This window comes from Streptococcus sp. cx1 (assembly GCF_052384325.1).
Lineage (GTDB): Bacteria > Bacillota > Bacilli > Lactobacillales > Streptococcaceae > Streptococcus > Streptococcus salivarius_G.
This window is the reverse complement of record NZ_JBQSUN010000012.1, coordinates 1-18,505: the sequence shown is the minus strand read 5'-3', so window position 1 is coordinate 18,505 and position 18,505 is coordinate 1. Positions and strand designations below refer to the sequence as shown.

General features: G+C 39.5%; 2 protein-coding genes and 1 pseudogene. 2 read left to right on the top strand and 1 reads right to left on the bottom strand.

Going from position 1 to position 18,505, the window contains the following annotated elements:
* Positions 1–297: 297 nt before the first annotated feature.
* Positions 298–13,557: an SspB-related isopeptide-forming adhesin gene (locus ACT170_RS10830; RefSeq protein ID WP_444818296.1), complete on the top strand. Its 13,260-nt coding sequence runs from the start codon at positions 298–300 to the stop codon at positions 13,555–13,557.
* Positions 13,558–13,597: 40 nt separating this feature from the next.
* Here the strand turns inward: ACT170_RS10830 and ACT170_RS10825 are convergent.
* Positions 13,598–14,133: pseudogene (locus ACT170_RS10825) on the bottom strand (ISL3 family transposase); the annotation flags it as partial.
* A 543-nt stretch (positions 14,134–14,676) separates the two neighbouring features.
* Between ACT170_RS10825 and ACT170_RS10820 the strand changes: the two are divergent.
* Positions 14,677–18,505: Ig-like domain-containing protein (locus ACT170_RS10820; protein WP_444818295.1), on the top strand; the 3,829-nt coding region annotated here is incomplete at its 3' end.

The window sequence follows — 18,505 nt, the reverse complement described above, 5'->3', positions numbered from 1 at the left end:
GTCTAACATCTTCCGTGAAAATCATGAGAAAGTTAGGAATGAAAAGAAAATAAAATAGAAATTTGAAAACGGTATAAAACAAATAAAATCAAGGGTTTACACCTGTAAGAATAAAAAACGAGCGAAAGTTGTTGGTTGAATTGTCAGACAACTTGATTTTTTTTAAAAAAAGTTGACTTAATCACTTGACCATGAATTGTCAGAATGTTAGAATGTAATAGAATCATGAGTTCAAGTATAGGATTCTTGTATACTCGTGACCTATAACTAACTATTTCATACAGAGGGAGACTTGAAATGAAAGACATTTTTAACAGACGTCAACGATTTTCATTGCGTAAATATTCGTTTGGTGTCGCTTCAGTCTTGCTAGGAACGGCACTCTTTGCTGCTCATACTGCACAGGCTGATGAAGTCGTAGCACCTGATGCTTCTTCATCAAATCCTGGTTCATCAGTTGAGGGCGAGAGTTCTTCAAACCTGGTTGAGACATCAACAGCATCAACAGCTCAAGCAGATCCTACTGCAGCTGTATCTTCAACTGAGGCAACTGCGTCAACATTTAACTTGACGCCAGAAGCTTCAACAACAGATAAGGCTGCCGCAGAGGCAACTGACAAACAAGCTACAGAAGCTGCAAAACCTGAAGCAGCTAAACCAGCTTCAGAAGCAGCTAAACCTGCAGAAAACAAAGCTACATCAGAAGCAGCTAAACCAGCTACTGCAGCATCAACTGCAGCAGCTAGCGGTAAAGTTGAAACAACAGCTTCAACGACAGCCGCTGCAGCAACTCCAGCTGCAACAGCGGCTAATCGTACTGCAGCAACAGCAGCTCCAGTAGCTGAAGAAACAGCAGCAGCTGAAACTGCGGCAGCAGCAACAAGTGTTAAGCCAAATGTCACAGCACGTGCTTACTCAGTTAGAGCAGCTGCTGAAGATCGTAGTGCAACACTTGATCGCGCTGCAACTGATATGACAAATGGTGGTGCTTTGGCAACAAGTCGTAGCCGTCGTAACCGTCGTGCTGCTACAGACCACAATAACGAGCCGATTGCTGTAACAACTTTCCTAAAAGACGGTGAAGTTGCTACACCTGGTATGACGGATCCAAATGGTGCAACTGTTGCATCTCAAACTGTACCAGCTGGTTACCAAGCTAAAGAAGGCGACTTCTATACGTATGCTATTTGGGATCTTACTAAATTCAATGAACGTTATGGTACAAAATATTATGCGCGTGCCTATAAGAGATTTGATGACTCTACCGATACAACTGTTGAATTGCTCGACAAAAACACTGGTAGTGTAGTTGAAACTAGAACGATTACCGCTTCTAGTGGTGTTCAAAAATTCACGACTACTACGGCAGCGTCTAATAGCCAATTAACTTTCCAAGTAGATTATAAAGCTGGAACTGCTCCAAAGGGTAAAAAAGCAGAACCATTTATTCAAAATGGTTATGAAGTTGGAAAGAGTATCACAGACTTAGTGGCGTCTGGGCACCAACTTACACCTGCAGAACAAGCTCTATTTACTGCGGTCTATAACGCTCGTACTACAACAGATATTTTAAATGCTGTTGAACCAGCTCACAATGGTCGTACAATTACTGACTCAAACGCTAAAATACCAGTAACAATCAATAAAACAACTTACTATAAAGTAGTTGATAAAAACAACCCAACATTTAACGCCAATAAAACAGATGTAACTGTTCAAGATTATAAAGAAAATGGTAATGAAGTTGAGTTGGCTAGATACACTCTTAAAGCTGAAGAAGGACAACGTTTCACAGCATCTGGCGAACGTCAATTTGATGGATACAAACTTTACCAAACTGCTGATGCAAATGATCAATCAGGTACTGTAAGTCGTCCTTACACCGTTGGTACGAAATTCATGGATGCGGACCGTTACGGTATCAAACGTATCAAAGAAGTTGTTGGAGAAGACGGTTCAGTCGTTATTCGTGTTTACTTGCTAGATCCAAGACAACAAAGCAAACGTTCTGATGGTTCATTAAGTACCGATGGCTATATGTTGCTAGCAGAAACTAAGCCGATTAAACCAGGTGAATGGAATTCACAGGACTTAGTTGTTAAAAAATCACCTCTTAACACTATTGCGCATACTGTAACTGATCCAAAAACGGGAGCAAAAACTAACTATCCAAACGGTAAAACAGTTCCATTTGACTTCCAAAAAGCTTCTGGATATGCACCATATCATAGTGTATTCGTACCATTCTTAGGAGATGGAATTGGACATGGTTCAGATAATGCGCAATTAGAGCGTGGAGTTACAGGTATCGGTACCAACGTTGACTTGCTCAACTCTTTGACACCGTATAAGCAACCTGTTTATTACTATGTCAAACAAGAACCTGTAACAGTTACTCCAGAAGTTGAAAAACAACTTGAAGGACGTGTACTTGTTGATGGTGAATTCAGCTTCAAGATCAAAGAAGTCAATGAAAACAAATCACTTCCTTCTTACGAAGAAACTGTTACTAACAAAAATGGTAAAGCTACATTTAGTAAATTAAGCTTCAATAAAGTTGGTACCTACAAATATACAATCTCTGAGATTGCAGGTTCAGATGCAAACGTTGATTATGATGCAATGACAGTTACTATGACAGTTACTGTTACAGAGAACTCTAAAGGTGATTTGCAAGCTTCAGTTAAATACAGTGGTACTGGTGGATTTGCTTCAAGTGCAGATGATAAAGTCTTCAACAACTACGTTGTAGCTCCAGTTAAGACTAAGTTTGACTTTAGCAAGGCTCTCGCAGGTCGTGAGTTGAAAGCCGGTGAATTTAGCTTCGTATTGAAAGATTCAACTGGTAAAGTTCTTCAAACTAAAACAAATACTAAAGCAGGTGTTGTAGCCTTTGATGATTTGACCTTTGACAATACTCAAGTTGGTACTCACAAGTACACTGTAGAAGAAGTTATCCCAGAAAACAAAGAAGCTGGTATGACTTACGATACAATGAAGGCTGAAGTAACAATCACTGTTACTAAGGAAGGTCACGTTCTTAAAGCAACAAACACTCTTCCATCAGATACAGAGTTCAACAATACATTCACACCTGCTGCAACACAAGCTCAATTCAAGTTTACTAAGAAACTTGAAGGTAAAGAACTTACTAAGGATGCCTTCACATTTGAATTGCTTGAAAATGGTAAAGTAATTCAAACTAAGAAGAATGCGGCTGACGGAACAATCCAATTCGACGCTATTTCTTACGATAAAGAGGGTTCTCACACTTACACTGTACGTGAAGTAGCTGGAACAGATACAAACATCGATTACGATGATATGAATGCAGTAGTAACTGTTAACGTTACTAAAGATGCTGCATCTGGTATCTTGACTGCTAAAGTTACAATGCCAGAAGATACAGAGTTCAACAACTTTGCAGTAGCTCCAGTTAAGACTCGTTTCGACTTCACTAAAGCCCTTGCAGGTCGTGCCCTTAAAGATGGTGAGTTCACTTTCCAATTGAAAGATGCGAACGGAACTGTTCTTCAAACTAAGACTAACAATGCTAGTGGTGTTATCGCCTTTGACGATTTGACATTCACAAACGCACAGGTTGGTACTCACAAGTACACTGTTGAAGAAGTTCGTGGTTCTGAAGCTGGTATGCAATATGACCCAATGAAAGCTGAAGTAACAATCACTGTTACTAAAGATGGTCACGTACTTAAAGCAACAAATACCCTTCCTGCAGATACAGAATTCAACAATACCTTTACTTCAGGTCCTACTCAAGCACAATTCCGCTTCACAAAACGTTTGGAAGGTAAGACTCTTGAAGCAAATGCCTTCACATTCGAATTGCTTGAAAACGGCAATGTGATTCAAACTAAGAAGAATGCGGCTGATGGTTCAATCCAATTTGATCCAATCTCATATGCAACTGTAGGTACACACACTTACACTGTACGTGAAGTAGCTGGAACAGATACAAACATTGATTATGATTCAATGAACGCAGTTGTGACTGTAAATGTCACAAAAGACGCTCAAACAGGTCTTTTGAACACTGCAGTTACAATGCCGGCTGATACTGAGTTCAATAACTATGTTGTTGCTCCAGTTGTGACTAAGTTCGACTTTACTAAGAAATTGGCAGGTCGTGAACTTAAAGCAGGTGAATTCAGCTTCGTATTGAAAGATTCTACAGGTGCAGTAGTTGAAACAGTTAAGAATGATGCTGCTGGTAATGTTTCATTCTCTAACTTGTCATTCGACAACACTAAAGTAGGTACTCATACTTATACAGTAGAAGAAGTTATCCCAGCCAACAAAGAGTTTGGTATGACTTACGATAAGATGAAAGCTACTGTTACAGTTGAAGTTGCTAAGAACGGTCATTCATTGACTACAGTTACAAACGTATCTTCAACTGGTGGGGTTGATGCCAACGGTAATGCTACTGACGGTACTGCCGATAAAGAATTCAACAACAAAGTTACTCCTCCAACGCCTCCTGAATTCCAACCAGAAAAATTTGTCGTTTCTAAAGAGAAATATGACATCACTGGTGACAAGTTGATGGATGACGACGATGATGTACCTGGTAACGAGTACACAGCAACAAATGAGAATCCATATGTTGATGGTGTTAAAAACAACGAACCAGAAAACTTGAATACTAAGACTGTTAAACGCGGTTCTAAATTGGTATACCAAGTATGGCTTGATACTACTAAATTTACAGAAGCTAACAACATCCAATACGTTGGTGTATCTGATACATACGATGCAGAAAAATTGGATGTTAACGCTGCTGACATCAAAGCATACGATTCAGTAACTGGTGCAGACGTGACTGCTAAATTCGACATCAAAGTTGAAAATGGTACAATCACTGCAACTTCTAAAGATGAATTTATCAAGGATAAAGTAAATAACCCAGTTATCGATACTACTAAGTTCGCATTTGGTCGTTACTATAAATTTGATATTCCAGCAACTGTTAAAGAATCTGTTAAAGCTGGTGCTGATATTGAAAATACAGCCAACCAAACAGTTCACGTTTACAACCCAGTAAGCAAGACAGTTGAAAAACCAAACAAACCAACACAAAAACGTGTTAACAGTGTTCCAGTTCCAGTGGAAATGAACTTCACAAAACGTTTGGAAGGTCGTGAACTTCAAGCTAACGAATTCGAATTCGTATTGAAGAAAGACGGCGTTGAAGTTGAACGCGTGAAGAACGACGCTGCTGGTAAGATTGTCTTCAAGACTCTTGAATTTGGTCGCGATGATCTTGGTAAGACTTACAACTACACAGTAGAAGAAACTCCTGGTACAGATACAACTGTCAAATACGACACAATGGTTGCTACTGTTAAAGTTGTGGTATCACACGATGGTACAGCTAAAGCAATCGTTGCCAACGTAACAGATGCTGCTGATAAAGAATTCAACAACCGTGTAACTCCTCCAGAAGAACCTAAGTTCCAACCAGAGAAATACGTTGTTTCTAAAGCTAAATTCGATATCACAGGTACTAAACTCGTTGATGACGATTCTGAATTGACAGATAAATATGGTGAAACAAACACTAATCCATATGTCGATAATACAAACAACAACGAAGCTGAAAACTTGAATACCAAGACAGTTGAACGTGGATCTAAACTTTACTACCAAGTATGGTTGGATACAACTAAATTTGACGCAGCTAACAAAGACAATATCCAAACAGTAGGAATCACAGATAACTACGACAAGGATAAATTGACTGTTAATGCTTCAGATATCAAGGTTTATGATTCTGTAACTGGTGCAGATGTTACTAACAAGTTCGATATCACTGATAACAACGGTGTTCTTACAGCTAACCTTAAAGCAGGCTTCACTAAGTCACTTGGCGACGCTGAAAATACACAAATCATTGATACGACTAAGTTTGAATTTGGACGCTACTATAAATTTGATATTCCAGCAACAGTGAAAGACGATGTTGTAGCTGGTGCAGATATCGAAAACAAAGCAGCCCAAGTTGTTAACTACTACAACCCAGTAAGCAAGACTGTTGAAAAACCAAACAAACCAACTGAAAAACGTGTAAACAGTGTTCCAATCTCAGTAGAATTTAACTTCACTAAGAAATTGGAAGGTCGTGACCTTAAAGCTGGCGAATTCACATTCGAGTTGAAAGATAGCGACAATGTTGTGATTGCAACTGCAACCAACGATGCAGCTGGTAAGATTAAATTCTCTCCAGTAGAGTACACAAATAAAGCTGGTAAAACTGTTACAGCCCTTAAATACCAGAAGGGTCAAGAAGGTACTTACAAGTACACTGTAACAGAGGTTAAGGGTACAGATGCAACTGTCACTTATGATGAAATGGCTGCTGTTGTAACTGTTACTGTTTCTCATGATGGTACAGCGAAAGCCTTGATCACAAACGTGACAGACCCTGCTGATAAAGAATTCAACAACCGTGTCACTCCTCCAGAAGAACCTAAGTTCCAACCAGAGAAATACGTTGTTTCTGAAGAAAAATTCGATATCACAGGCGACAAGCTCGTTGATGATGATAAAGAGTTGGCAGACAAATACGCAGATACCAATGCGAACCCATATGCGGACGATGCATCAAACAACGAAAAACAAAACTTGAACACCAAGACTGTGAAACGTGGCGACAAGTTGGTTTACCAAGTATGGTTGGATACAACTAAATTCGACGCAGCTAACAAGGACAACATCCAATCAGTAGGAATCTCAGATGACTACGATGAAGCGAAGTTGAACCTTGATGCTTCAGCGATTAAAGCTTACGATTCAGTAACAGGCGCAGAAGTAACAGATAAATTCGATATCGCTGTGAACAACGGTGTGATTACTGCAACTCTTAAAGCTGGCTTCACTAAGTCACTTGGTGATGCAGAAAACACTCAAGTGATTGACACAACTAAGTTCGCCTTTGGACGTTACTACAAGTTCGACATCCCAACAACAGTTAAAGCTGATGTACCTGGTGGTGTAGATATTGAAAATACTGCGGCTCAAGTAGTTAACTACTACAACCCAACAACTAAGAAAGTTGAAAAACCAAGCAAACCAACTGAAAAACGTGTTAACAACGTACCAGTTGAAGTGGAATTCAACTTCACTAAACGTTTGGAAGGCCGTGAGCTTAAAGCTAACGAATTCAGCTTCGTTCTTAAAGATTCAGAAGGTAAGACTCTTGAAACTGTAAGCAACGATGCATCTGGTAACGTTAAGTTCTCTAAACTTGAGTTCAAGAAGGGTCAAGAAGGCGTACACAACTACACAGTAGAAGAAGTTAAAGGCTCAGACGCAACCGTTACATACGACACAATGAAAGCGAATGTAACAGTTACAGTTAAACACGATGGAACAGCTAAAGTTCTTATCGCGACTGTAGGCGACATTGCGGATAAAGAATTTAACAACCGTGTGACTCCTCCAGAAGAACCTAAGTTCCAACCAGAGAAATACGTTGTTTCTGAAGAGAAATTCGATATCACTGGTGACAAGCTCGTTGATGATGATAAAGAGTTGGCAGATAAGTACGCAGACACAAATGCGAACCCATATGCGGATAAAGCTGATAACAACGAAGCAGAAAATATCAATACTAAGTCTGTTAAACGCGGCGAAAAGATCTACTATCAAGTATGGTTGGATACTACCAAATTCGACGCAGCTAACAAAGACAACGTTCAAACTGTAGGAATCACTGATGACTTCGATGAAACTAAGGTTGATGTAGATGGTTCAGCAATCAAAGCTTACGATTCAGTAACTGGTGCTGATGTTACAGATAAATTTGACATTAAAGTTGAAAATGGTGTGATGACTGCAACTCTTAAAGCTGGCTTCACTAAGTCACTTGGCGACGCAGAAAATACTCAAATCATTGATACAACTAAATTCGCCTTCGGACGTTACTACAAGTTCGACATCCCAACAACAGTTAAAGCTGATGTTAAAGGCGGAGTAGATATCGAAAATACAGCGGCTCAAGTAGTTAACTACTACAACCCAACAACTAAGAAAGTTGAAAAGCCAAACAAACCAACTGAAAAACGTGTTAACAACGTACCAGTTGAAGTGGAATTCAACTTCACTAAACGTTTGGAAGGTCGTGAGCTTAAAGCTAACGAATTCAGCTTCGTACTTAAAGATTCAGAAGGTAAGACTCTTGAAACTGTAAGCAACGATGCATCTGGTAACGTTAAGTTCTCTAAACTTGAGTTCAAGAAGGGTCAAGAAGGCGTACACAACTACACAGTAGAAGAAGTTAAAGGCTCAGACGCAACCGTTACATACGACACAATGAAAGCGAATGTAACAGTTACAGTTAAACACGATGGAACAGCTAAAGTTCTTATCGCGACTGTAGGCGACATTGCGGATAAAGAATTTAACAACCGTGTGACTCCTCCAGAAGAACCTAAGTTCCAACCAGAGAAATACGTTCTTAGCAAAGATAATGGTAAGTTTGATATCACTGGTACTAAGCTTCTTGATGATGATGCAGAGTTGACAGATAAGTACGCAGAAACAAATGCGAACCCATATGCGGATAAAGCTGATAACAACGAAGCAGAAAACATCAATACTAAAGCTGTTAAACGTGGCGACACTATCAACTACCAAGTATGGCTTGATACAAATCAATTTGATGCAAACAACAAGGATAACATCCAAATTGTTGGTATCACTGATGATTATGATGAAGCTAAATTGGAAGTTAAAGCCTCAGACATTAAGGCTTACGATGGTAAGACTGGTGCTGATGTTACTGACAAGTTCGACATCTCTATCGCTAACGGCGTGATTACTGCAACACTTAAAGCTGGCTTCACTAAGTCACTTGGCGATGCGGAAAACACTCAAATTATCGATACTACTAAGTTCGAATTTGGACGTTACTACAAGTTTGTCATCCCAGCTAAGGTTACTGACGGTGCTTACGATGGTGCTGAAATTGAAAATACAGCAGCTCAAGTTGTAAACTACTACAACCCAACTACTAAGACTGTTGAAAAACCAAACAAACCAACAGAAAAACGTGTTAACAACGTTCCAACTGCTATCGAGTTGATCTTTGGTAAGACACTTAACGGACGTAAGTTGCAAGATAAAGAATTTACTTTTGAATTGAAAGATGAAAAAGGTAATGTTCTTGAAACAGTTAAGAATGATGCCGAAGGTAAAGTTAAATTCTCTACTATCAACTATGCTAAAGCAGATCTTGGTAAGACATTCAACTACACAGTAGAAGAAGTTAAAGGAACTGATACAACTGTTACTTACGATAACATGAAAGTCAATGTTACTGTTCAAGTTATCCAACCTTCAGTAGGAGATCAATTGTCAACAGTTATCTCTTACGCTACAGTAGGTGGAGATGCTTATGGTGGTGACGATCGTGTCTTCGATAACAACGTAACTCCTAACTTCAAACCAGAGAAATACGTTGTTTCAGAACCAAGCTTCGACATCATTGGTAACAAACTTGCTGATGACGACGATTCAGCTGATAAAGTTGAAATCCAAAACTTGAATGGTAAGACCCTCAAACGTGGTCAAAAGATCTACTATCAAGTATGGCTTGATACTCGTGACTTCACTGCAGAAAGCAACCTTCAAACAGTTGGTATCACAGACAACTACGAAGAAGCTAAGCTCGATATCGACGCTTCTGAAATCAAGGTTTACGATGGTATCACTGGTAAGGATGTTACAGACAAGTTCGATATTAAAGTTGAAAATGGTGTTCTCTACGGTACATCTAAAGCAAGCTTGACTAAAGCTATTAGTGCAACAGATGCTACTCCAGTCATCGATACAACTAAATTCGAGTTTGGTCGTTACTATAAATTTGATATCCCAGCTGTTGTTAAAGACATTGATGCTAACGACGGTGTAGATATTGAAAATACAGCCAACCAAACAATTCACCAATACAACCCATTCAATAAGAAAGTTACAACTCCTGAAAAACCAACTCAAACACGTGAAAACAACGTTCCAGTTCCACTCGAGTTCAACTTCACTAAACGACTTGAAGGACGTGAGTTGACTGCAGGTGAGTTCAGCTTCGTATTGAAAGACAAAGACGACAAGGTTCTTCAAACAGTAACCAACGATAAAGATGGTCACATCAAGTTTGAAAAACTCTTGTTCAGCAAAGCAGATCTTGGTAAGACATTCACTTACACAGTTGAAGAAGTAGCTGGTAAAGATACTTCAATCACTTACGATGCTATGAAAGCAACTGTAACAGTGGAAGTTACTAAGGAAGGCAAAGTTCTCACAACTGTCGTTAACCACGCTTCAACAGGCGGATTCGCTTCAAGCGCTAACGATAAAGAGTTCAACAACAAGGTGGTTCCACCAGAAACACCTAAGTTCCAACCAGAGAAATATGTTGTGAACAAAGAGAAATTTGACATCAAGGGTAACTCACTCGTTGACGATGATAAAGAATTGGCAGACAAGTACGCAGATACAAATGCGAACCCATATGCTGATGATGCATCAAACAATGAAAAAGAAAACATGAATACTAAGTCTGTTAAACGTGGTGAAAAACTTGTTTACCAAGTATGGCTCGATACAACTAAATTCGACGCTAACAACAAGGATTACATCCAAACAGTTGGTATCTCTGATGACTACGATGAAACTAAATTGGAGCTTGATGCTTCAGCTATTAAAGCTTACGATTCAGTAACAGGCGAAGATGTAACAGCTAAATTCGACATCAAAGTTGAAAATGGCATGATTACTGCTAACCTTAAAGATGGCTTCACTAAGTCACTTGGAGACGATGCAAATACTCAAATCATTGACACAACTAAGTTTGCCTTTGGCCGTTACTATAAATTCGATATCCCAACCACTGTTAAAGACTCTGTTCCTGGTGGTGTAGATATTGAAAATACAGCTGGACAAGTAGTTCACTTCTACAACCCACAAACTAAGAAGACAGAAATTCCTACTAAACCAACTGAAAAACGTGTAAACAGCGTTCCAATCTCAGTTGAATTCAACTTCACTAAGAAACTTGAAGGTCGTGAGCTTAAAGCTAACGAATTCAGCTTCCAATTGAAGGATCAAGCAGGAAATGTTATCGAAACTGTTAAGAACGATGCTTCAGGTAACGTTAAGTTCAAAGCTATTGAGTACAAGAAAGGCCAAGAAGGTACTTACAAGTACACAGTAGAAGAAGTTAAAGGTACCGATGGCACAGTTCAATACGACGGTATGAAAGCTGTTGTTACAGTTGAAGTTAAACATGATGGAACAGCTAAAGCACTTATCACTAACGTGACAGATGCAGCTGATAAAGAGTTCAACAACAAAGTAACTCCTCCAGATACTCCAGACTTCAACCCAGAGAAATACATCCTTAACGAATCTAAATTCGATCTTACAGGAGTTAAACTTCTCGACGATGATAGCGAATTGAAAGATAAGGTTGCAGATACTAACGCAAATCCTTACGCTGATAAGACTGATAACAACGAAGCTCAAAATATCAATACTAAGACACTCAAGAAAGGTGATAAAGTATACTACCAAGTATGGTTGGATACAACTAAATTCACTGAAGCTCACAATATCCAATCTGTAGGTGTTACAGATAAATATGACAGCGAAAACTTGACTGTTAACGTTAAAGATATTAAAGCATACGACTCTGTAACAGGAGAAGATGTGACAGCTAAGTTCGATATCACTCTCGTTGACGGTGTAATCACTGCAACATCTAAAGCTGACCTTACTAAGTCACTTGGCGATGCAGAAAATACACAAGTTATCGACACAACTAAGTTCGCCTTCGGACGTTACTACAAGTTTGAAATCCCAGCAGAAATTAAACAATCTGCTAAGGGCGGTGTTGACATCGAAAATACAGCCTCACAAATCGTTCACCAATACGATCCACAAAGTAAGACTGTTAAGAAACCTGAAAAACCAACAGAAAAACGTGTCGTAAACATCCCAGTTGAAGTTGAATTTAACTTCACTAAGAAACTTGAAGGCCGTGAACTTAAGGCGGATGAATTCAGCTTCGTTCTTAAAGATAAAGATGGAAACATCCTTCAAACAGTTAAGAACGACGCTGCAGGTAACGTTAAATTTGCTGCTCTTGAATTCAAGAAAGGCCAAGAAGGTACTCACAACTACACTGTAGAAGAAGTTAAGGGTACTGACGGAACTGTTTCTTACGATTCAATGAAAGCTCTTGTTACTGTTGAAGTCTCACATGATGGTAAAGCGAAAGCTCTTATCACTAAAGTGAACGACCCAGCAGATAAAGAATTTAACAACACTGTTCGTCCACCAGAAAAACCTAAGTTCCAACCAGAGAAATACGTTGTTTCTAAAGAGAAATTCGATATCACTGGTATGAAACTTGTTGACGATGATGCTGAGTTGAAAGATAAAGTAGGCGATACTAACAAGGATCCTTACGCTGACAGCACAGCTAACAACGAAGCTGAAAATATCAATACTAAGACACTCAAGAAAGGTGATAAGTTTGTCTACCAAGTATGGCTCGACACAACTAACTTCACTGACGCTCACAATATCCAATCTGTAGGTGTTACAGATAAATATGACAGCGAAAACTTGACTGTTAACGTTAAAGATATTAAAGCATACGACTCTGTAACAGGAGAAGATGTGACAGCTAAGTTCGATATCCAAATCGTTGACGGTGTGATTACTGCAACATCTAAAGCTGACCTTACTAAGTCACTTGGCGATGCAGAAAACACACAAGTGATCGATACTGCCAAATTGGCATTCGGACGCTACTACAAGTTCGATATTCCTGCAACTATCAAAGGCACTGCTAAAGATGGTGTAGACATCGAAAATACTGCGTCACAAATCGTTCACCAATACGACCCAACTAAGAAATCTGTTGAAAAACCAGAAAAACCAACAGAAAAACGTGTAGTCAATATCCCAACTAAGGTTGAGTTTGAATTCACTAAGAAACTTGAAGGTCGTGAACTTAAAGCTGGTGAGTTTAGCTTCGTACTTAAAGACAGCAAGGGTAATGTGATCGAAACTGTAAGCAATGATGCTAACGGTAAGATCAAGTTCTCAGCTCTTGAGTACAAACGTGGTGAAGAAGGTACTCACGTCTACACAGTAGAAGAAGTACAAGGTAACGATGCAACTGTTACCTACGATAAGATGGTTGCTACAGTCGTTGTCTCAGTAACTAAAGACGGTAAAGTCTTGACAGTAACTTCTCAATTGCCAGAAGATACTGAGTTCAACAATATTGTGACACCACCGACTCCTCCAACACCACCAACACCACCAACACCACCAACACCACCAACACCACCGACTCCTCCAACTCCAGTGGTTCCACCAGTGACACCACCAACTACACCAGAAGCTCCTAAAGGACCAGCACTCCCTGAAACAGGTGATGATGCGTCTATGGCAGCTATGGCTCTCGGAGGAATCCTTGCGGCAGCTGGACTTGGTTTGGCAGGAAAACGCAAAAAAGAAGACTAAGATAGTTCATAGGTTAAATCCCTCAACATAGTTAGTTAGACTATTTCAGTTTTCGAAAAAGAGACTCATCCCATAAGGGGTGAGTCTCTTTTGTGATGTTCAAAGTTATAAATACATGCTTTCTAAAGCTGATTAATTTTTTTAAACCAGATCTCAAATCTTTGATATGCTTGTTAAGTATATTGCCATCTTCTAATTTTGCAATCGAATAATGTGCTTCTAAAACATTTTTTTGTATTGTCTATGTTTAAAAAAAGTCCTAAAGAATGTTTGGAAGTAATGATTGACATTGCTTATATTCTCCTCTATGAGTTCAAAAAACTCATCCACTCTTTTTTCTTGAAAGTGAAAAAGCAAAAGCTGATAGAAGTTATAATAATTGGCGAGTTCTTCTGAGAACTTCAGTGTCTTCTAAACGACTTCATGTGGTGCTAAAGTTTGACGAAAAGTCTTTGAATAGTAACAGTTTAGGGATAACCTATGGCTCTCTTTTTGAAAGTGTTGTCAGTAATTTTTCAAGGCTCGACAAGGTAGTGATTTCTTGTCGAAATGGTTCATAATCGCAATTCTAGTCTTAAAAATATCGGCTCTATAATCTCTAGAGCAGTTTTTAATTATTCAGTCAAAAATAAAGTTTGATGGGAAATTGAATCATTAAAAATATCGACATTTTTCTAATGTAAAATCGTTAATAAATCTAAAAATATGTATATTTCTGGATCTAAATATTAATTTTATTGTGAATTATCCTATATAGATTGAAAGTATAAAACGTAAGAATCATTCTGTTTTCCGAAAAATGTAAAGCTTTTAACAAAGGGAGAGCATAGGTTTTGTAAGGTTTTTAATCGTTTATATACAGTTTGTTTTTGCTTATTAATTTATATTTGTAAGGTTTCAAATTTCTGTATAAAGATAATGTGTAAGATGAGACTAATATAGAAAAATTTTGCTTAAGTTAGTTTTTAAAAAATATATATAAAATTAATTTTATGACAGTAAAATATTGATTCAATTCTAATTATATGATATATTTTATGTTAGGGAAATTCAATTTATATTATTTTTAGAAGAGACAAGAGCAATCAAAATCTAATGATTCCTTGTCTAGGAGGAAATATGGGTAAAGATATCTTTAGTAAGAAGAGTCGTTTCTCGATTCGTAAATTGAATATCGGAGTCTGCTCGGTCTTGCTTGGTACTTTGATCATGATTGGTCACACAGCTCAAGCGGATGAAACGACATCTGATGGAGCAACAGTTGTAGCTACAGCTGTAAGTGCAAGTCAAGGTGAAGGAGTCTCGACCACCACTTCGCCAAGCACAGCACCAGAAAGTGCAGCAACTGCTACGGTAGCACCAGCAGCTACTGAAACAGTTACAGCGACGTCGGTTGCACCTACAAGCTCAGTTGCATCAAGTGTAGCAGTAAGTTCGGAAGCACCAGCTTCAACAAGTGCTACAAGTTCAGCGCCGGCTTCAACAGCACCAGCTTCATCAAGTGCTACAAGTTCAGCGCCGACTTCATCAGCAGCAACATCATCGACTACAGCAGTTGCTTCAGAAGTTACAGGCTCAACAAATGTATCAACTGCAAAACCAGCAACTGCTTCAGAGGCATCTCGTTCAGTCACAGCTTCTACAGCATCGTCGACTACAGCAAGCTCAGTGAGCGCTAGTGCAAATAATGTTACTGTGTCAGAAACGGCAAATGCGCCTCGTGTACGTAGTCGTCGAGCAGCAGGACAAGAACGTGCTCAAGATCGCTCTATGGAAGGAAAGGATATTAAGTACGTATACCAAAATAGACGAGCTACGGTTAATGGTGGAGAACCAACTGAACGTGCTAAGATTGAATACAGACAGTTGGACGACTATGAGGTAGTCAATGGGAAGACAGTCGCAACTGATCCATCTGGTCAAGGTCGCCCAGTATTAGAGTGGACTGTAACCTTTAACGAGGCTAAGTACGATAGGATGGGAGGATACTACTATTTTACCATCCCTAACAATGTATCCGATCCTTATGATTTTGTTACAGATTATGATGGTGCTTACGTAGACCGATATGGTTGGAAGGATGCAAATAAAGAATCGGGTGCCGGAACAGCAAATGCAGAAGGTGTTCAGTATGTTGACGCAGGTAATAGACTTGAATGGCGTGTCAAAAATACTGTCGGAAATGATTACAATAATGTAGATGGTCTTAGCGGTGTCATGGGGGACACTAAAAAGGTATATGTTCTTCAATTATCTAATAGTTCTAGTGCTCGCAAGTTTACTATTAAGTACCGTACAGTAGTTGAAAACTCATCACAAGCCATTTCTTATATTGCCGGAGTTGAATCCAAGACAGGGCTACCAAGGAATAACTGGTATGCTATCTCAGGTAAGTACGACAAGAACTTGGTTAGTCAGGTTGATGCACCAAGAGTGACTCCAAACTTGACGAACACTTCTATCAACGTTCCTGTTCAGACAGTGGCGTCGACTTCAAGCACTCTTTCAGGGACAGGGGTTCCAGGGGCAACTATCAAACTTTATATCGATGGTCAGGAGCAAAACATCGGTAACGTCACTGTTGACAGTAGTGGTAACTGGACTACAGGTGAGCTTCCAACAGCTCTTAACAACAACCAAGGTACTGGTGAAACTATCAAACCACGTCAAACAGTACAGGTAAGCCAAACAGTTAACGGAGAAGAAAGTAGCCGCCGTACAGTACCAGTATCTGTCGGTGTGACTACTGTTGAACCTTCAAGCTTGACTACTAACCAAGATGCAGTTGTGGCAGGACAAAAAGAGGTAACACTTAAAGTTCCTCATGACGCAGGGATTGCCTACTTGCGTTATACAAATACTGCAGGAGAGACTGCGGAGATCCCAGTCAAACGTGACAATGTCTCATCTGCATGGACATCTCAAAAACCAGAAGCAGCAACTGTCAAATCAGTTGAGAACGGTAAGTTCCAAGATACGATCGTCCTTACCATGGCTGACAAGATTGCAGGTACAGAAGTAGCAGCTATCTCAAACGTAGTGGAAGGTGGCTTCTCAAGTGTGGCTGGCTGGCAACCACGCTCAGTAGAAAACCAAGCTCCAACTATTGCATCAGCAGTTGAAGGAAACAGAAAAACTGTTGAACAAGGTGCTCAACTGGATCTTGCTTCTCTGGTGACAGTGGCAGATAAAGAAGATGATGCTCAAGCAACGCTGGGTGATAAGGTCCATGCTGAAGTTGTTTCAGTAAATGGTAACGCAGCAACCAAGACCGTTGATACAAATACCCCAGGCACTTACACAGTTAAGTATAAAGCTGTTGATAGCCAAGGTAAAGAGTCAGACGAGATTGAAGTTACTGTAGTTGTAAATCCTGCACGTGAAAACGTAGCTCCAACAGTAGAGATTCCATATTCAGATCCAGCTCCAAACAAAAAAGAAATTTATCTTTATACTGGAGAAGAAGCTGACGTTGATATTACCTTTAATGACGATTCTGGAAAAATTAAATCCGCTGCGTTAAAACAAGGTGGTAATAAACCATTATCAGAAGTTGATGGCAATCCAGATAAACAGGATAATCAATACGGTTACACTGTAACAGCAATTAATTCTGAAACTCCTACACCTGCGAAAATTAAAGTAACAGGACAAGTTTCTGGCATAGCGGCAGAAAAATTACCGAAAACAGAAGACGACTCTTTAGATCTTGTAACACGTTATGCAACAGCAACGGATACAGATGGTGCAGAGATTTCTAATCATGCAACAAAAGATAAAAATAAAGCAGGAGAAATAGTTGGTACTTACCTTACTGACCCAGGTGCAGTAACTTTCGTCTTAAAAGCACAAACTAAGAAATATGATATCAAAACTCCATCAGAAGCAGATAAAGTAGTCGTATCAAATGCTAACAATGTTACTGATAAAGAGTTTGAAAAGATTAAAGAGAAAGTTAAAGTTGAATATTCTCAAAATAATCCAGATGCACGTTTAACTGACAAAAAAGGTCAAGAAGTAGAAGATGCTACAAAAGTTGTTGATAAAGTAGAAAAAGATGGAAACAATCTTGTTGTAACCTATAAAGATGGTTCTAAAGATACAAAACCATTGTCAGAATTTGTAACTAAAGATACAACAGCTCCAGCGAAACCAGAAGTTAAGACAGATTTAACAGGTAAAGCCGGAACTAAAGATCCAGTTGAAGTCAGTGCAGAACCAGGATCAACCGTTGAGTTGTTCGACAAAGACGGCAACAGTCTTGGAACAGGCGTAGCTAACGACCAAGGTGTAGCAACAATCACTCCAACGAAAGATATTCCAGTAGGTAATGTGACAGCGACAGCGACAGACCCATCAGGAAATACATCAGACGTAAGTGAACCAAAAGTTGCGACAGATACAACAGCTCCAGCGAAACCAGAAGTTAAGACAGATCTAACAGGTAAAGCAGGAACTAAAGACCCAGTTGAAGTCAGTGCAGAACCAGGCTCAACAGTAGCCCTCTACGATAAAGATGGCAACAAGATTGGTGAAGCAACAGCTGACGAAAACGGTGTAGCAACAATCACTCCAACGAAAGATATTCCAGTAGGTAATGTAACAGCGACAGCGACAGACCCATCAGGAAATACATCAGACGTAAGTGAACCAAAAGTTGCGACAGATACAACAGCTCCAGCGAAACCAGAAGTTAAGACAGATCTAACAGGTAAAGCAGGAACTAAAGACCCAGTTGAAGTGACTGCAGAACCAGGCTCAACAGTAGCCCTCTACGATAAAGATGGCAACAAGATTGGTGAAGCAACAGCTGACGAAAACGGTGTAGCAACAATCACTCCAACGAAAGATATTCCAGTAGGTAATGTGACAGCGACAGCGACAGACCCATCAGGAAATACATCAGACGTAAGTGAACCAAAAGTTGCGACAGATACAACAGCTCCAG

What these genes read in the sequence shown, in the direction of transcription:
- ACT170_RS10830 (WP_444818296.1), top strand. Translation starts at nt 298, where the DNA reads ATGAAAGACATTTTTAACAGACGTCAACGATTTTCATTGCGTAAATAT.